The organism is Actinotalea sp., from assembly GCF_041597215.1.
Taxonomy (GTDB): Bacteria; Actinomycetota; Actinomycetes; order Actinomycetales; family Cellulomonadaceae; genus Actinotalea.
Genome location: NZ_JBFHHB010000045.1, coordinates 1 through 16,039, shown reverse-complemented (window position 1 = coordinate 16,039; position 16,039 = coordinate 1). Strand labels below are relative to the sequence as shown.

General features: G+C 73.6%; 18 protein-coding genes and 1 pseudogene. 14 read left to right on the top strand and 5 right to left on the bottom strand.

Translation table 11 applies throughout. The features are described from left to right. The 4 genes and pseudogenes from ABWK99_RS05200 to ABWK99_RS05185 all read left to right on the top strand — a co-directional run. A pseudogene (locus ABWK99_RS05200) lies at positions 1 to 195 on the top strand (hypothetical protein); the annotation flags it as partial. A 102-nt stretch (positions 196 to 297) separates the two neighbouring features. Further along, complete coding sequence (hisH, locus tag ABWK99_RS05195) at positions 298 to 939, top strand: imidazole glycerol phosphate synthase subunit HisH (protein ID WP_372593636.1); 642 nt, start codon at positions 298 to 300, stop codon at positions 937 to 939. Then, on the top strand, positions 939 to 1,670 hold the full coding sequence (gene priA / locus ABWK99_RS05190; RefSeq protein ID WP_372593635.1) for a bifunctional 1-(5-phosphoribosyl)-5-((5-phosphoribosylamino)methylideneamino)imidazole-4-carboxamide isomerase/phosphoribosylanthranilate isomerase PriA: 732 nt from the start codon (positions 939 to 941) through the stop codon (positions 1,668 to 1,670). Before hisH ends, priA begins: the two co-directional genes overlap by 1 nt. Positions 1,671 to 1,747: 77 nt before the next feature. Then, positions 1,748 to 2,392 carry an SseB family protein gene (locus tag ABWK99_RS05185; RefSeq protein WP_372593634.1) on the top strand — a complete coding sequence of 215 codons (645 nt, stop codon included), beginning with the start codon at positions 1,748 to 1,750 and terminating at the stop codon, positions 2,390 to 2,392. Between the two features lie 40 nt (positions 2,393 to 2,432). Here ABWK99_RS05185 and ABWK99_RS05180 read toward each other — a convergent pair whose 3' ends face one another. Genes ABWK99_RS05180 through ABWK99_RS05170 form a run of 3 tightly spaced genes read right to left on the bottom strand, consistent with a single transcriptional unit; the run spans position 2,433 to position 4,483 of the window. Continuing rightward, on the bottom strand, positions 2,433 to 3,224 hold the full coding sequence (locus tag ABWK99_RS05180) for a serine protease (protein ID WP_372593633.1): 792 nt from the start codon (positions 3,222 to 3,224) through the stop codon (positions 2,433 to 2,435). Between the two features lie 41 nt (positions 3,225 to 3,265). Further along, positions 3,266 to 4,009 (bottom strand): hypothetical protein, encoded by a 744-nt coding sequence (locus ABWK99_RS05175; RefSeq protein ID WP_372593632.1) that lies wholly within the window; start codon positions 4,007 to 4,009, stop codon positions 3,266 to 3,268. A 36-nt stretch (positions 4,010 to 4,045) separates the two neighbouring features. After that, positions 4,046 to 4,483: a DUF1844 domain-containing protein gene (locus ABWK99_RS05170; protein ID WP_372593631.1), complete on the bottom strand. Its 438-nt coding sequence runs from the start codon at positions 4,481 to 4,483 to the stop codon at positions 4,046 to 4,048. A gap of 293 nt (positions 4,484 to 4,776) precedes the next feature. Here ABWK99_RS05170 and infC point away from each other — a divergent pair, with 293 nt between their 5' ends. The 4 genes from infC to ABWK99_RS05150 all read left to right on the top strand — a co-directional run bounded on the left by infC (position 4,777) and on the right by ABWK99_RS05150 (position 7,293). Further along, positions 4,777 to 5,718 carry a translation initiation factor IF-3 gene (gene infC / locus ABWK99_RS05165; RefSeq protein WP_372593637.1) on the top strand — a complete coding sequence of 314 codons (942 nt, stop codon included), beginning with the start codon at positions 4,777 to 4,779 and terminating at the stop codon, positions 5,716 to 5,718. Between the two features lie 70 nt (positions 5,719 to 5,788). Next, positions 5,789 to 5,983, top strand: coding sequence for a 50S ribosomal protein L35 (rpmI, locus tag ABWK99_RS05160; RefSeq protein ID WP_372593630.1), 195 nt, complete (start codon positions 5,789 to 5,791; stop codon positions 5,981 to 5,983). 61 nt (positions 5,984 to 6,044) lie between these two features. Continuing rightward, positions 6,045 to 6,428: a 50S ribosomal protein L20 gene (gene rplT / locus ABWK99_RS05155; RefSeq protein ID WP_372593629.1), complete on the top strand. Its 384-nt coding sequence runs from the start codon at positions 6,045 to 6,047 to the stop codon at positions 6,426 to 6,428. Between the two features lie 31 nt (positions 6,429 to 6,459). Further along, positions 6,460 to 7,293: a TrmH family RNA methyltransferase gene (locus tag ABWK99_RS05150; RefSeq protein WP_372593628.1), complete on the top strand. Its 834-nt coding sequence runs from the start codon at positions 6,460 to 6,462 to the stop codon at positions 7,291 to 7,293. A gap of 39 nt (positions 7,294 to 7,332) precedes the next feature. Here the strand turns inward: ABWK99_RS05150 and ABWK99_RS05145 are convergent, their stop codons facing one another. Next, positions 7,333 to 7,596, bottom strand: coding sequence for a PspC domain-containing protein (locus ABWK99_RS05145; protein WP_372593627.1), 264 nt, complete (start codon positions 7,594 to 7,596; stop codon positions 7,333 to 7,335). Positions 7,597 to 7,740: 144 nt separating this feature from the next. Here ABWK99_RS05145 and thpR point away from each other — a divergent pair, with 144 nt between their 5' ends. The 3 genes from thpR to pheT all read left to right on the top strand — a co-directional run bounded on the left by thpR (position 7,741) and on the right by pheT (position 12,225). Next, a complete protein-coding gene (gene thpR, locus ABWK99_RS05140) occupies positions 7,741 to 8,376 on the top strand; it encodes an RNA 2',3'-cyclic phosphodiesterase (protein ID WP_372593626.1) in 636 nt (211 codons plus the stop codon). A gap of 178 nt (positions 8,377 to 8,554) precedes the next feature. Beyond that, on the top strand, positions 8,555 to 9,622 hold the full coding sequence (pheS, locus tag ABWK99_RS05135) for a phenylalanine--tRNA ligase subunit alpha (RefSeq protein WP_372593625.1): 1,068 nt from the start codon (positions 8,555 to 8,557) through the stop codon (positions 9,620 to 9,622). After that, positions 9,622 to 12,225, top strand: coding sequence for a phenylalanine--tRNA ligase subunit beta (pheT, locus tag ABWK99_RS05130; protein WP_372593624.1), 2,604 nt, complete (start codon positions 9,622 to 9,624; stop codon positions 12,223 to 12,225). The genes pheS and pheT overlap by 1 nt, the downstream gene beginning before the upstream one ends. A gap of 45 nt (positions 12,226 to 12,270) precedes the next feature. Here pheT and ABWK99_RS05125 read toward each other — a convergent pair whose 3' ends face one another. Next, positions 12,271 to 13,254, bottom strand: coding sequence for a quinone oxidoreductase (locus ABWK99_RS05125; RefSeq protein ID WP_372593623.1), 984 nt, complete (start codon positions 13,252 to 13,254; stop codon positions 12,271 to 12,273). Positions 13,255 to 13,316: 62 nt separating this feature from the next. Between ABWK99_RS05125 and argC the strand changes: the two genes are divergently transcribed. The 3 genes from argC to argB all read left to right on the top strand — a co-directional run. Next, positions 13,317 to 14,369 (top strand): N-acetyl-gamma-glutamyl-phosphate reductase, encoded by a 1,053-nt coding sequence (argC, locus tag ABWK99_RS05120; protein ID WP_372593622.1) that lies wholly within the window; start codon positions 13,317 to 13,319, stop codon positions 14,367 to 14,369. Continuing rightward, on the top strand, positions 14,366 to 15,529 hold the full coding sequence (gene argJ, locus ABWK99_RS05115) for a bifunctional glutamate N-acetyltransferase/amino-acid acetyltransferase ArgJ (protein WP_372593621.1): 1,164 nt from the start codon (positions 14,366 to 14,368) through the stop codon (positions 15,527 to 15,529). Before argC ends, argJ begins: the two co-directional genes overlap by 4 nt. Next, the coding region (gene argB / locus ABWK99_RS05110; RefSeq protein ID WP_372593620.1) for an acetylglutamate kinase at positions 15,526 to 16,039 on the top strand (514 nt) is incomplete at its 3' end. The genes argJ and argB, both read left to right, overlap by 4 nt.

The following is a 16,039-nucleotide window of genomic DNA, read 5'->3' as shown; positions in this document are numbered from 1 at the left end:
GCCGGGCAGCGGGGCGACGTCGTCGCACCCGGTCTGCTCCTCGACGGCGCACCCCCGCAGGTCGAGGGTCTGCTGCTCGGCACGCTCACCCGAGCCGACCTGGACGGAACGGTCACCTCGGTCGGGATCTCACGCTGGCGCGCGACCCGCACCCTGGCGTCAGCGGCACGCAAGGCTCGGCGTGCCCGCGGCTGAGCCGAGGGTCGACCTGCCCACGGTCGGTCCGTCCCGCACGGTCGGCACGACGGCGCGTCCCGCGGACCCTGGCACCTCGGCCACGCTCGGTAGGATCGGCCGGTGAGCGCTGCATCGGTCGTCGTCCTGGATTACGGCTTCGGCAACGTCCGGTCGGCCGTCAGAGCGCTGGAACGTGTCGGGGCCGAGGTCGAGCTCACCTCCGACCCGGCGGCCGCGCTCGCCGCCGACGGGCTCGTCGTCCCCGGAGTGGGAGCCTTCGCCGCCGTGATGGCCGGTCTGCGCGCGGTCCGTGGTGACCAGATCGTCGACCGTCGCCTGGCCGGAGGTCGTCCCGTCCTCGGCATCTGTGTCGGGATGCAGGTCATGTTCGAGGGCGGGGACGAGCACGGCGTGCTCACCCAGGGCCTCGGCGAGTGGCCGGGTCTCGTCGAGCGTCTCGACGCCCCCGTCGTCCCGCACATGGGCTGGTCGCACGTGCAGCCACCGGAGGGCTCCGTCCTCTTCGACGGCATCGCCGACGAGCGCTTCTACTTCGTCCACTCCTACGCCGCGCAGAGCTTCGCCCCGCTCGGCGGAGGGCGGCTCGCAGCCCCTCAGGTCACCTGGGCCGAGCACGGGGTCCCCTTCGTCGCGGCCGTCGAGAACGGCCCGCTGTCCGCCACGCAGTTCCACCCCGAGAAGTCCGGGGACGCGGGCGCCCACCTCCTGGCCAATTGGGTCACCCATCTGAAGGGCTTGTGATGCACCGCCTCGAACTCCTCCCCGCCGTCGACGTCGCCTCGGGACAGGCCGTCCGGCTCGTCCAGGGGGAAGCCGGCTCGGAGACCTCCTACGGCGACCCGCTGTCCGCCGCCCTCGACTGGGCCCGTGGTGGCGCGGAGTGGATCCACCTGGTCGACCTCGACGCGGCCTTCGGCCGTGGGGCCAACGCGGAGCTGCTGGCCTCGGTCGTCGCTGCGCTCGACGTGAAGGTCGAGATGTCCGGGGGGATCCGCGACGACGCCTCGCTCGAGCGGGCGCTCGCGACCGGGTGCACGCGGGTGAACCTCGGCACCGCTGCCCTGGAGGACCCCGAGTGGACGGCACGGGTGATCGAGCGCCACGGCGAGGCGATCGCCGTCGGTCTGGACGTCCGCGGCACCACCCTTGCGGCGCGCGGCTGGACCAAGGAGGGCGGTGACCTGTGGGAGGTGCTCGCGCGGCTCGACGCCGCCGGGTGCCGCCGTTATGTCGTGACGGACGTGACCAAGGACGGCACCCTGCGCGGACCCAACCTCGACCTGCTGCGCGAGGTCTGCGCGCGGACCGACGCACCGGTGGTCGCGTCCGGTGGGATCTCGAGCCTCGCCGACCTGGAGGCGCTGCGCGCCCTGGTCCCGTCGGGGGTGGAGGGCGCGATCGTCGGCAAGGCGCTGTACGCGGGGGCCTTCACCCTGCCCGAGGCGCTCGACGTGGCGGGCCGTCCGGAGTGAGCTGCGGGTCCGGCGGAAAGAGCCTCCCGCCGACCTCGGCCTTCGCGGGTGACGACGGCAGTCCCGATCCTGCCCTGGTGGCGGTGACGGAGGGCTGGGCGGCGGGCCGTGCGCGGCTCGAGGAGGTCGTCGCCGCCCTCGCCGGCGCGCGGCTGCTGGTCCCGGTCCTCGCCCACGAGGTGCCGGACGGCGCCGTGGGGGTCGACGGCGAGCGGGAGGCGGACACCGGCGTGGTCGCGCTGCGCACGCCGGACGGGCGCACAGCGCTCCCGGTCTTCTCCGGGGTGGCAGCGCTCGCGGCCTGGCGTCGCGATGCCCGTCCCGTCCCCGCTCAGGCTCCGCGCGCGGCGGCGTCGGCGCTCGCGGAGGGGTGGTCCCTTCTCGTCCTCGACCCCGCCGGTCCGGTGACCGTCCTCGTGCCGCGACCGGCCGTGCAGGCGCTCGCGGCGGGCCTGGAGTGGACCCCCGCCGTGCGGGACGGCGTCGTCCGCCCCGAGGTCGCCGAGGCGATCGTGCGCGTCGTCGGCGCGTCCTCGCAGGTGCGTTTCGTCCGGGTGGAGGCGGGGGAACGCAGCGAGGTGACCGTCGTCGTCGGGATCGCCCCGGGGCTGGACCGCGCCGGCCTGTCTGCCGTGCTGGACGAGGTCAACAGCCGGCTCGCGGCCGACCCGATGGTCGCCCAGGCCGACACGCTCGAGCTCCGCCCCGTCGCGGCGTCCTGACGGGCCCCGTCCTGCCGACGGACCGGCTGCCTCGTCCGTCCTAGGGGAGGCTGCTGCAGGCCGGTGCGTCGACGAAGGACCCGTCGTCCTCGAGCAGGGTGCGCAGCGTGGTGACCGGGACGATGAAGCTCTGGTCCGAGGCGTTCTTCGCGTAGACGACCCCGACGACCTGGCCGGCGCTGTCGAGCACGGCGGAGCCCGAGCTGCCCGGCTCGACCGCTGCGTCGGTCACGAGCACCTGTCCGAGGTTCTCGTTCAGCGGGTCCGTCGTCGAGCCGATGACCCGGCCCCGCGTGAGCGTGAGCGGACCGCCGTCCGGGTAGCCGACCACGGTGACCTCGTCGCCCAGCGCGGGGTCGTCGGCGGCAAGGCTGGCGTAGGTGGGCAGCGGCTGCGTCGTGCGCACGACGGCGAGGTCGGCGATCGCTGCCGTGCTCGTCGCCGTCGCCGAGACGTCGCGGCCGTCATAGGTCGAGACCTGGAGCTCGGCGGAGTCGGCGACGACATGCCGGTTGGTGATCAAGGTCGTCGGGCCGATCGCGAAGCCGGAGCCCGTCGAGAGCGTGTAGCCGGTGATACCGGTCGAGGAGATGCAGCCGACGTTGCGGATGCGCACGGCCATCCGCTGCGCCTCCTGGAAGCCGTCCGGCGAGAGGTTGCCGACGCTCGTCGGTGCCGCCACCGGGACCGCCGTGGGGACGAAGTCGGTCACGGCAGGGCCGGGCATCCGCGGGATGTCCACCGAGGCGCAGCCCGCGAGCGCCAGGACGGAGGCTGCCGCGACGGCCCTGAGCACGCGCCCGGAGGTCGGCCGCCGACGAGGTCCGGTCACGGCTCGACCGGGGAGCCGCGGTGACCCTCCGTCGTCCACGCTCACTGACCGAGCTCGGTCTGCAGCGCGTCGTTCGCCTCGGTGGCCGCGGTGCACAGGTCGGCGACCTGCGTGGCGAACTCGTCGAGGGCGACCTGGTCGTAGAGCTCAGGGGTCCCGAGTGCCTCGATCAGCGTGTCCTGGGCCTGGACGCACTCGTCGAGGGCCGAGGCGACCCGGCCGGCGGCGTCCGAGACGCGCGCCTGGTAGTCGGCCACGAGTCGCTGGGCCTCGCGGTCGTCGCCGACCTGGGCCTTCTCGTCGGCCAGGGCGACGATGCGCTCCTGCGCGGTCGACAGCTGCTCGCGCACCGCCTCGAGCTCGGCCCGGGACCCGTCGAGGTCCTGTCGGGTCGTCGACAGGTCCGCCCCCAGCGCGAGGGAGTCGGCCTCGTACTGCGCCGCGCGTGCCTCCCACGCCTGCGAGGTGCGGTACAGGTAGGTCGTGGTCCCGCCGAGGGCGAGCACCAGCGCGACGAGCAGACCGACGGCGACGCGCCCGCGCCACCTCCGGCGCCCGCCGACGATCGCCGGGGTGTCGCCCGGGGGCGCGACCGGCGGCTCAGGGGCCGGCGGTGGTGTGGGCGGCGGCTCGGGGGCCGGCGGTGCACCAGCACCGGGAGCTCCGGGCGGGGGGCCGGGGACACGCGGGCGCGGGACGGGGACCCCGGTCGCGTCCGGGGTCGCCGCAGGGCCGGTCTCCGCTGAGGGGAACCGTGACCGGCGGGGCGGGACGCTCTCGCTCACGGGATCAGGATACGAGGCCGGAGCCGGGTCGGCCGATCAGCTGACCGGTCCGGTCAGCTTCTCTCCAGGTCCCTCGCCCGGGGCGTCGGGGTAGGGCGACGCCTCCCGGAACGCGAGCTGGAGCGAGCGGAGGCCGTCGCGCAGTGCCCGGGCGTGCTGGCTGCCGAGGTCGGGCGCCGACGCGGTGACGAGGCCCGCGAGGGCGACGATCAGCTTCCGCGCCTCATCCAGGTCCATGAGCTCCTTGCCGCTCCGGCCGTCCTCGTCCGGTGCGAGACCGCACAGGACCGCTGCCGCGCTCATCAGGTGGACGGCGGCGGTCGTGATGACCTCGACCGCGGGGACCTCGGCGATGTCCCGGCTGGCCGAGGCGGTCGAAGGCGTCGACTGCTCCTCCGGGGGCGCGTCGGACGAGGAGCGAGGGGTGTTGGTGGCAGGGGAGGCGGGCGAGGGCCCGGTCGGGAGAGGACTCATGGGGATGATCCTCCCAGGTGGTACGCTTGACGCCGACCGACCGAGCCGTGCCCGTCCTGGGGATGTCTCGGTACGCAAGCGGAGTTTCTCCCACCCATGGCCGACCGCCCCGTACCTGTACGGGCACCAGGCCCCGGGTCAGGTCCGACGGGCTCGTAGCGCTGCTGCAGCCCGGTCGTCGTGCGTGCCTCGGTGCTCATGACGACGGACCCTCAGGCCTCCGCGGGCGATCGTCAGCGGAGGCCTTCTTCGTCTGCCGGTGGTCGCACCGACGACAGTACGAGGAGTCCCACATCAGCGAGCCCCGCATCAACGATCGGATCCGCGTTGCCGAGGTCCGCCTGGTCGGCCCCAACGGCGAGCAGGTCGGCATCGTCCGCGTGGAGGACGCCCTTCGGCTTGCCCAGGAGGCGGACCTCGACCTCGTCGAGGTCGCCCCCGACGCCAGGCCCCCGGTCTGCAAGCTCATGGACTTCGGCAAGTTCAAGTACGAGGCCGACATGAAGGCCCGCGAGGCCCGGCGCAACCAGGCCAACACGGTCCTCAAGGAGATCCGTTTCCGCCTGAAGATCGACCCGCACGACTACGGGACGAAGAAGGGCCACGTCGAGCGCTTCCTCAAGGGCGGCGACAAGGTCAAGGTCATGATCATGTTCCGTGGTCGTGAGCAGTCGCGGCCGGAGATGGGCGTCCGCCTCCTCCAGCGCCTCGCCGACGACGTCGCCGAGCTCGGCTTCATCGAGAGCATGCCCAAGCAGGACGGGCGCAACATGATCATGGTGCTCGGGCCGACGAAGAAGAAGGCCGAGGCCAAGAACGAGCAGCGCAAGCGCTCCCAGGAGTCGGCGCCCGCCCGTGACGAGCAGGCCCCGGCCGAGGCTCCGGCCGAGGCTCCGGCCCCGGTGGAGACCGCTGCCGCACCGGCACCTGTGGTCGAGGCCGCACCGGTCGAGACTGCTCCGGTCGAGACTGCTCCGGTCGAGGCCGCTCCGGCGGCGCCGGCCCCTGCGCCTGCTGCCGCACCCCGGCCCGCGGCGGCCAAGCCCGCGTCGGCACCCACGCCCACGTCGGCACCGAGGCCCGCAGCTGCGAAGCCCGCGGCCGCACCCAAGCCGGCCGCAGCCCCGAAGCCCGCGGCAACGCCCAAGCCTGTCGCGAAGCCTGCGGCAACGCCGAAGCCCGCTGCATCCAAGCCGACCCCTCGCCCGGCGCGTCCGGCCGGGGCTGACGCCTGACCCAGTACGGGCCCACCCGTACCCCGACCGTGCCACTCCGCCAGGAGTGGCCTGACAGAGAGAGCACACAGTGCCGAAGAACAAGACGCACAGCGGTGCGAAGAAGCGGTTCCGGATCACCGGGGCCGGCAAGCTCATGCGCGAGCAGGCGGGTACCCGCCACCTGCTCGAGCACAAGTCGAGCCGGCGCACGCGTCGCCTCGCCAGCGACCAGCCCGTCGCGGCCGTCGACGTCCCGAAGATCAAGAAGCTGCTCGGCAAGTGAGCCGGTGGGCGCATCGCGCCCCGGTTGTGCTTGTCGGACCTGACTACGCAAGGAGCATCACGTGGCACGCGTGAAGCGGGCGGTCAACGCCCAGAAGAAGCGCCGGACGACCCTCGAGCGGGCTGCCGGCTACCGCGGCCAGCGGTCGCGTCTCTACCGCAAGGCCAAGGAGCAGGTCACCCACTCCCTGGTCTACTCCTACCGCGACCGCAAGGCGCGCAAGGGCGACTTCCGCAAGCTGTGGATCCAGCGCATCAACGCTGCGTCCCGCGCGGAGGGGCTGACCTACAACCGCCTCATCCAGGGCCTCAAGCTCGCGGGTGTCGAGGTGGACCGTCGTGTCCTGGCGGACATGGCAGTCAACGACGCCCCCGCGTTCGCTGTGCTCGTCAAGGTCGCGAAGGACGCTCTGCCCGCCGACGTCAACGCGCCGTCCGCAGCCTGAGCATCCGCTGCACCGCGAGAACGCCCGGCCGATGCCCGAGCTGACCCATCCCCGCTCCGAGCGGGTGCGGTCGGTCCGGGCGCTGGCCGGGCGTTCCGTACGTGAGCGGCGGGGGAAGTTCCTCGTCGAGGGGCCGCAGGGCGTGCGTGAGGTCGTCCGCTTCCGCCCGGAGCAGGTCCAAGAGGTCGTGCTCACGCCCGAGGCGGCCTCGCGCTACGCCGAGGTCCTCGACGCGGCGCAGGCAGCGGGCCTGACGGTGCGCACAGGGACGCCAGAGGTCCTCCTCGCGATGTCACCCGACGCCCAGGGCATCCTCGCCGTCGCGGACGTCTGGGACACGGCCGGCACCGCACTCCCGGCACACCCCCGCCTCGTCGCGGTCCTGTCGACCGTCCGCGACCCAGGGAACGCCGGTGCCGTGATCCGTGCGGCCGATGCCGCGGGTGCGGACGCCGTCATCCTGGCGGGGGAGAGCGTCGACCCCTTCAACCCGAAGGTGGTCCGCTCGACGGCGGGATCACTCTTCCATCTGCCCGTCCTGCGTGCCCCGGACCTCGACGAGGTGCTCGGCCGGCTGCGCAGCGTCGGCTGCGCCGTGCTGGCAGCGGACGGTACCGCTCCGCACGACCTCGACGACCTTCTCGACCGGGCCGCTGCCGGCGGCCCCGAGGATGCGGGCGGCGGCCCCGACCTGCGTGCCCCCACGGCATGGCTCTTCGGGAACGAGGCGCACGGACTGAGCGAGGAGGAGCTGCTCGCCGCCGACGCGGCGGTGCGCGTCCCGTTGCGCGGGGCGGCCGAGTCGCTCAACCTCGCGACGGCCGCCGCCGTCTGCCTGTACGCCAGCGCACGCGCCCAGCGCTAGGCCGGCCGGGAGTGGCGGCGCGGGGAACCCGCGCCCGGATCAGGCCCGAGGTGGGCTCGCCCCGTCCGCGGGACCCCACGCGCCCGACGGTGCCCACTGCTCGGCGGGCATGAGGATCCACAGGATCGGGTAGATCAGCAGCTGGCTCCCCGGCAGCACCATGAGGAGCAGGACGAAGAGCAACCGCGTCGGCCAGGGGTCGAGCCCGAAGCGGCGTCCGAGACCGGCGCACACACCGCCGAGAACCCGGCCCTGCACCGGTCGGACGAGGCCCTCCCGGGCAAGGCTCTGGTGGATGGTCATGGTCGTCCTCTCCGTTCGTCCCCGGCTCCGTGCCGGTCCCTCGAGCATCGCGTCGTGACGGCGGCGCCGGCATCCGGGGGAACCCCTGATCCGGCCCTGAACCGACCCTCACCCCTCTCGGGGCGGGCCTGGCACCCTGGGAGGGTGCGCCTCTTCGCAGCGGTCCGTCCCCCCGAGCACGTCCTGCTCCACGTCCAGCGCGCCATGGCGGGAGTGGCGGAGCTCGCCGGGGAGGCAGGTGTCCGGTGGTCGGCGCCGGAGAACCTGCACCTGACCCTCGCGTTCTTCGGCGAGGTGCCCCCGGGCAGGCAGGAGGAGCTCGGTGGTCTGCTGGCCGCCGTCGCGCGGACGACGGCGCCGTTCTCGCTCGCCCTCAGGGGAGCGGGGATCTACGGCGGTCGCACCCTGTGGATCGGCGTCGGGGGCCAGGTGGGCGCGATGGTCGACCTCGCAGCCGCCGCGCGCGAGCAGGGCGAGCGGGTCAGCCGGTTCCGCGACAGCCGGCCGAGGATGCGTCCGCACCTGACGATCGGCCGGATCGCGCCGACCCGGGCCGCCCCGGGCCCCGGCGGGGGAGGCGGATCGGGTCCTCGGCGCACGCGGTCCGCACGCCTCTTGCCGCAGGCCGAGCACCTCGTGCGGGCCCTGGCGGTGTACGAAGGGCCGACCTGGCTCGTCGAGGAGATGCTGCTCGAGTCCTCCGTGCCCGGAGCCGGTCCCGGTGGCGGCCCGCGGTACGAGATCGTGCAGCGGGCCCCCCTGGGCGCTGTGGCAGGATGACGCTCATGGTGCAGTGCCCGGAGACGGCCGGTGGTCGTCGATTTACGAGGCCCGCAGGTGGGCCGCGCGGCTGAGTCGCGCACGGGTGGCGTCGGCGACGACGCCCCGTAGACCCACGGCGGGCTCTGCTCCGACCCTGGCCCGATGCGGCCGCCCGTCTGTGTTCTGGAAGGTCCGGATGTCCGACACCGCCCCCCTGTCCCCGCTCGACGTGCCCGGGATCGAGGCCGCCGCCGCTGCCGCGATCGAGGCCTTCCACGCTGCGGCCGACCTCGACGCCCTCAAGGAGGCCCGGCTCGCGCACGTGGGCGACCGGAGCCCGCTCGCCCTGGCCAACCGGGCGATCGGAGGTCTCGCCGGGCCGGACAAGGCCGTGGCGGGCCGTACCCTCGGCGCGAACCGGGGCCGGGTCGCCGCTGCCCTTGCCGAGCGCCAGGCCCAGCTCGAGATCGAGCGCGACGAGCGCGTCCTGCGCGAGGAGAGCGTCGACGTCACGCTCCCCGCCGCGCGGGCTCCGCGCGGCGCGCGCCATCCCCTCGAGGTCATGCAGGAGCGCGTGGCCGATCACTTCGTCGCGATGGGCTGGGAGATCGCCGAGGGCCCCGAGCTCGAGGCCGAGTGGTTCAACTTCGACGCGCTCAACTTCGGGGTCGACCACCCCGCGCGACAGATGCAGGACACCTTCTTCGTCGAGCACCCCCAGGGCCCCGACGCCGGGCCCTCAGGGCTCGTGCTGCGCACCCACACCTCCCCGGTCCAGGCCAGGGCTCTGCTCGAGCGCGACCTGCCCGTCTACATCGCCTGCCCGGGGCGGACCTTCCGCACCGACGAGCTCGACGCGACGCACACGCCCGTCTTCCACCAGGTCGAGGGCCTCGCCGTCGACAAGGGCCTGACGATGGCGCACCTCAAGGGGACCCTCGACCACTTCGCGCGATCGATGTTCGGTCCGCAGGCGCGGACCCGCCTTCGCCCGTCGTTCTTCCCCTTCACCGAGCCCAGCGCCGAGATGGACCTGTGGTTCCCGCAGAAGAAGGGCGGACCGGGCTGGATCGAGTGGGGCGGCTGCGGGATGGTCAACCCGAACGTCCTGCGCGCCTGCGGGGTCGACCCGGAGATCTACTCCGGCTTCGCCTTCGGGATGGGCATCGAGCGCACCTTGATGCTGCGCCACGGCATCGCCGACATGCACGACATGGTCGAGGGCGACGTCCGCTTCTCGCTGCAGCTCGAAGGGACCATCTGATGCCGCGCATCCCGCTGACCTGGCTCGCCGACCACGTCGAGCTCCCGAGCGACGTCTCGGCAGAGGGCCTCGCCGCCGACCTGGTCAAGGTCGGTCTCGAGGAGGAGGCCATCCACCCCGCAGCGGTCATCGGCCCGCTCGTCGTCGGCCGTGTGCTGGACGTGAGCCCGGAGGCGCAGAAGAACGGCAAGACGATCAACTGGTGCCATGTCGACGTGGGCAGCCACAACGAGATCGGTGCCGACGGCGTGGGGTCGAGAGGCATCGTCTGCGGGGCGCACAACTTCGTCGCCGGCGACCTCGTCGTCGTCGCGCTCCCCGGTGCGGTGCTGCCCGGGCCCTTCGCGATCGCGGCCCGCAAGACCTACGGACACGTGTCCGACGGGATGATCTGCTCGGTGCGCGAGCTGGGGATCGGGGAGGACCACGACGGGATCCTCGTGCTCGACGACTCCGCGATGGCGCGCTTCGGGATCCTCCCGCAGGACGCCGTCCCGGGAGCCGACGCGCTCCCGCTCCTCGCCCTCGGCGAGGAGGTCCTGGAGATCAACGTCACTCCTGACCGCGGCTACTGCTTCTCCATGCGTGGGGTCGCGCGCGAGTACGCGCACTCCACCGGTGCCGTCTTCACCGACCGGGGCCTCCACGACGGTGGGGCCGACAGGCGAGCTGCCGGCGGCGGTTTCGCCGTCGAGCTCAGCGACGACTCGCCGATCCACGGCGTGCCCGGCTGCGACCGCTTCGTGGCGCAGGTCGTGCGCGGGGTCGCGGCCTCCGGTCCCTCGCCGCTGTGGATGCAGCGTCGACTCACCCAGGCCGGGATGCGACCGATCTCGCTCGCGGTCGACGTCACCAACTACGTCATGCTCGATCTAGGTCAGCCGCTGCACGCCTACGACCTGGGCACCCTCGCCGAGCCGATCGTCGTGCGGCGCTCCCGGCCGGGGGACCGGCTCACCACCCTGGACGGCACGGCGCGCACCCTCGACCCCGAGGACCTGCTCATCACCGACTCGCCGGACGGAGACCCCGGGTCACGGGTTCTCGGGCTGGCAGGGGTGATGGGAGGTGCCGAGTCGGAGGTGAGCGAGGCCACGACCGACCTGCTCGTCGAGGCGGCCCACTTCGACCCCATCACGGTGGCGCGCACGGCACGCCGCCACCGGCTGCCGAGCGAGGCCGCCCGCCGCTTCGAGCGCGGGGTGGACCCCCAGCTCCCGCGGATCGCTGCTCGGCGCGTCGTCGAGCTCCTCCTCGAGTACGGCGGCGGCCAGGCGGACGAGGCGATCACCGACGTGGACCGCACCCCCGCCCCGACGACGATCACCTTCCCGCTCGACCTCCCAGCGCGGCTCGTCGGCGTGGACTACACCGCGGACGAGGTGCGCGCGGTGCTGAGCGAGATCGGCTGCACGCTCACCGAGGGTGCTGACCCGGCCGTCGTCGAGGTCTCGGTGCCCACCTGGCGCCCCGACCTGGCCGTCCCCGTCGACCTCGTCGAGGAGGTCGCGCGGCTGCGCGGCTACGACGCCATCGGCTCGGAGCTGCCGACGGCCCCCGCCGGACGAGGGCTCACGGTGGGCCAACGGGCCAGGCGCTCCGTCGCTCGTGCCCTGGCCGACGTCGGCCTCGTCGAGACCCTCAGCTATCCCTTCGTCGGGGCGCACCAGCTGGACGAGCTCGGCCTGCCGGCCGATGACCCCCGCAGGAACGCGGTCCGGCTCCTCAACCCGCTCGCCGACACCCAGCCGCTGATGCGGACGATGCTGCTCGGCACGCTGCTCGACACCGCGCGGCGCAACGTGGCGCGCGGGGCGAGCGATCTCGGCATCTTCGAGATCGGTCTGGTCACCGTCCCGGAGGGCTCCTCGGCTCCCGGTGCGCCGCGACTGCCCGGTGGGGTGCGCCCCTCCGAGCAGGACCTGCTCGCGCTCGACGCCGCCGTCCCGGCGCAGCCTCGACGGGTCGCCGTCGTCCTGGCCGGCCGGCGCGAGCTCGGTGGCTGGTGGGGCCCTGGACGCCGCGCCGACCACACCGACGCGATCGACCTCGCTCAGATGGTGGCCAGGACGGTCGGGGTCGAGGTGGTGGTCGGCCGGTCCGCCGAGCACGCTCCGTGGCACCCGGGCCGGACGGCAGCCCTGCACACCTCCGACGGCGTCCTCGTCGGCCACGCGGGTGAGCTCCACCCGAACGTCGTGCGCGCGCTCGACCTGCCCGAGCGAGCGGTCGCTCTCGAGCTGGATCTCGACACCCTCCTCGAGGCCGCCCCCGAGGAGCCCCGTCAGGCGGTCCCGGTCTCGACCTTCCCGCTCGCGAAGGAGGACATCGCCCTCGTCGTCGACGCGGACGTGCCCGCCGGCTCTCTGCTCGAAGCCGTACGCGCGGGTGCTGCCTCGTCGGAGGCGGGTGACATCGTCGAGGAGCTCGGCCTCTTCGACGTCTACACCGGGGCGCAGGTCGGCGAGGGCCGCAAGTCCGTCGCTTTCTCGCTCCGCCTGCGGGCAGCGGACAGGACCCTGACGGCCCAGGAGGCCGCCGCCGTGCGGGAGGCAGCCGTGGCCGAGGCGCACCGTCGCTTCGGTGCCGAGCTGAGGGCCTGAGCGAGGAGGGTCGGCCCTCGGTGGGAGAGGGCCGGCCCCACCTGTTCAGCCGACGCTCAGCAGGACCTTCCCTGTCGTCGCGCGCCCCTCCAGCGCCCGGTGCGCCGCTGCTGCGTCGGCCAGGCGGAAGCGTGCGCCGATGCGCACGTCGAGCCGCCCGGCGGCGATCGCCGTGAGCAGGTCGGTGCTGCGCTCCAGGAGCTCCTCCCGATCGGCCACGTGGTGAGCGAGGGTCGGGCGCGTGAGGTACACCGAGCCCGCGTCCTGCAGGCGCATCGGGTCGAGTGGGGGCACCGCCCCGGAGGCCCCGCCGAACAGGACGAGCATGCCGCGACGGCGCAGGCTGGCGAGCGAGCCGTCGAAGGTGCTGCGGCCGACGCCGTCGAACACCGTGTGCACCCCCGAGTCGGTGTGCTCGTGGACCCAGGCAGGGAGCCCGGCTGCCAGGTCGTCGAGTGTGTCGTAGCGCAGGACGGCGCTCGCCCCCGCCGCCCTGGACAGATCCTCCTTCTCCGCGGTGGACACCGTCGTCAGGACCCGCGCCCCGCGGGCGACGGCGAGCTGGGTGAGCAGCAGGCCGACGCCACCGGCCCCGGCGTGGACCAGGACGTCCTGGCCGGGGAGCACCGGCGCGGTCGTATGGCTCAGGTAGTGCGCCGTCAGGCCCTGGAGCAGCACGGCGGCGGCGAGGTCGAGCGGGACGTGCGTCGGGACCGGGACGAGGCGCTCGGCGGAGACGAGCGCCTGCTCGGTGTAGCTGCCCTGGTTCCCGTCCACCCACGCGACCGGCGCACCGGGCACGAGGTCGACCTCGGCCCCGACGGCTCGCACCGTCCCCGCACCCTCCGTCCCCACCACATGGGGGAACGGCATCGGGTAGCGCCCGGTGCGCCGGTACACGTCGATGAAGTTCACCCCTGCCGCGGCCACGTCGACCACCACCTGGCCGGGGCCCGGCTCGGGCTCGGGACGCTCGTCGAGGTGGAGGACCTCGGGTCCTCCGGGGGCCAGGGCTCGGATGGCGCGCATACCCGTTCAACGGCGCGTCGCCGCCCTCCGTTCCCGGTCGACATACAAAGGTGTGTATATTCATGCACATGACAGTTCGGGTCGCCGTCTCAGGTGCCAGCGGCTACGCCGGGGGCGAGGTGCTTCGCCTGCTCGCCTCCCATCCCGACGTCGAGATCGGCGCCGTCACGGCGCACTCGAACGCCGGAGACCTCCTCGGCGCCCACCAGCCCCACCTGCGCGGCCTTGCCGACCGGGTCCTGGAACCGACCACGGCCGCCACCTTCGCCGGTCACGACGTCGTCGTGCTCGCCCTTCCGCACGGCGCCTCCGGTGCGATCGCTGCCGAGCTCGGTCCCGAGGTGCTCGTCGTGGACTGCGGCGCCGACCACCGGCTGGTGGACCCCGCGGACTGGGCGGCGTTCTACGGCAGCCCGCACGCGGGCACCTGGCCCTACGGGCTGCCCGAGCTGATGCACGCCGACGGCACGCGACAGCGCGCGCAGCTGCGGGGGACCCGTCGGGTGGCGGTGCCCGGCTGCAACGTCACCGCCGTGACTCTCGGCATCCAGCCGGGGGTGGCCGCGGGACTCATCGACCCCACCGACCTCGTTGCGGTCCTCGCGGTCGGCTACTCGGGGGCGGGAAAGGCCGCCAAGACCCACCTGATCGCCGCGGAGGGGATCGGCTCCGCCGCCCCCTACGCCGTCGGTGGCACGCACCGGCACATCCCCGAGATCGAGCAGAACCTGCGCGCCGTGGGAACCGAGCAGGTGCGGATCTCCTTCACCCCCGTGCTCGTGCCGATGTCGCGGGGGATCCTGGCCACCACGACGGCGCCGCTCGCCCCCGGCGTCGACCCGGGGTCGGTGCGCCAGGCCTGGGTCGAGGCCTACGCGGCGGAGCCCTTCGTCCACGTGCTGCCCGAGGGCCAGTGGCCCACGACGGCAGCGAGTCTCGGTGCGAACACGGCGCTCGTTCAGGTCGCCGTCGACGAGCGGGCCGGTCGCGTCGTGACGGTCACGGCGCTCGACAACCTCGTCAAGGGCACGGCCGGCGCGGCGGTGCAGTCCATGAACCTCGCCTTCGGCCTGCTCGAGACGACGGGCCTGACAACGGATGGAGTCGCACCGTGAGCATCACCGCACCGGCCGGGTTCCGCGCAGCCGGCGTGACGGCGGGGCTCAAGGCCTCCGGGCGCCCCGACCTCGCCCTGGTGGTCAACGACGGGCCCGAGCACGTCGGCGCCGCCGTCTTCACGACGAACCGCGTGGTCGGCGCGCCCGTGACGTGGTCCCGCCAGGTCGTCGCGGACGGCGTCGTGCACGCCGTCGTGCTCAACAGCGGTGGGGCGAACGTCTGCACCGGTCCGCCCGGGTTCCTCGACACCCACCGCACGGCCGAGCACGTCGCCACCGAGCTCGGCATCTCCGCCGGGGACGTCGTGGTCTGCTCCACGGGGCTGATCGGCGAGCGCTTGCCGCTCGATCGCGTCCTCGCCGGCGTCACCGCTGCGGCGGGGGCGCTCGCTCCCGACGGCGGGCCGGCGGCCGCGGTCGCCATCCTCACCACCGACTCGGTCGCCAAGGAGGTGCACGTGGCCCGCGAGGGCTGGTCCGTCGGCGGGATGGCCAAGGGAGCGGGGATGCTCGCCCCCGCCATGGCGACGATGCTCAGCGTGCTGACCACCGACGCCGTCGTCGACCCGGACGACGCGACCCCCGCCCTGCGCGCCGCGACCGGCACGACCTTCGACCGGGTCGACTCCGACGGCTGCATGTCCACCTCCGACACGGTCACGCTGCTCGCCTCGGGTGCGAGCGGGGTGCGCGTCACGCGTGCGGAGCTCACCGAGGCACTCACCGAGGCCTGTGCCGTGCTCGCCAGGGCGCTGGTCGCCGACGCCGAGGGCGCCTCGCACGACATCGCGGTGCACGTCGTCCACGCCGACAGCGAGGCGGCCGCCGTCGCCGTCGCCCGCTCCGTGACCCGGTCCAACCTCGTCAAGGCGGCCGTCTTCGGCAACGACCCCAACTGGGGACGGGTCCTGGCCCAGGTGGGCACCGTCCCGGTCGAGGTCGCCGCCTTCGAGCCCGAGGCGATCGACGTCTCCATCAACGGCGTCCAGGTCTGCCGTGCCGGGGGTGTCGGCGAGGACCGCAGTCTCGTGGACCTCGCATCGGCGCGCGAGGTGCACATCGAGATCGACCTGCACGCAGGGGAGTCCTCTGCCACGGTCTGGACCAACGACCTCACGCACGACTACGTCCACGAGAACAGCGCGTACTCCACATGAGCACCCCCGAGCCCGATCAGCCGACCGCCCCTGTCGAGGACTTCGTCTTCGACACGAGGACCGACCTGCGCCCCGACCAGAAGGCCGAGGTCCTCATCGAGGCGCTGCCCTGGCTGCAGGAGTTCAACGGCGCGCTCTTCGTCGTCAAGTACGGCGGCAACGCGATGATCGACGACGACCTCAAGAGGGCCTTCGCCCAGGACATGGTCTTCCTGCGTCAGGTCGGCCTGCGCCCGGTGATCGTGCACGGTGGCGGTCCCCAGATCTCCTCGATGCTCGACCGGCTCGGCATCGCGAGCGAGTTCCGGGGCGGACTGCGGGTGACGACGGCCGAGAGCATGGACGTGGTCCGCATGGTGCTCACCGGTCAGGTCTCGCGCGAGCTCGTCGGTCTCCTCAACGCCCACGGCCCCTACGCCGTGGGGCTGTCGGGCGAGGACGGCGGCCTGTTCAAGGCACGTCGCCGCACCGCGACGGTCGACGGCGAGCCCGTCGACGTCGGGCACGTCG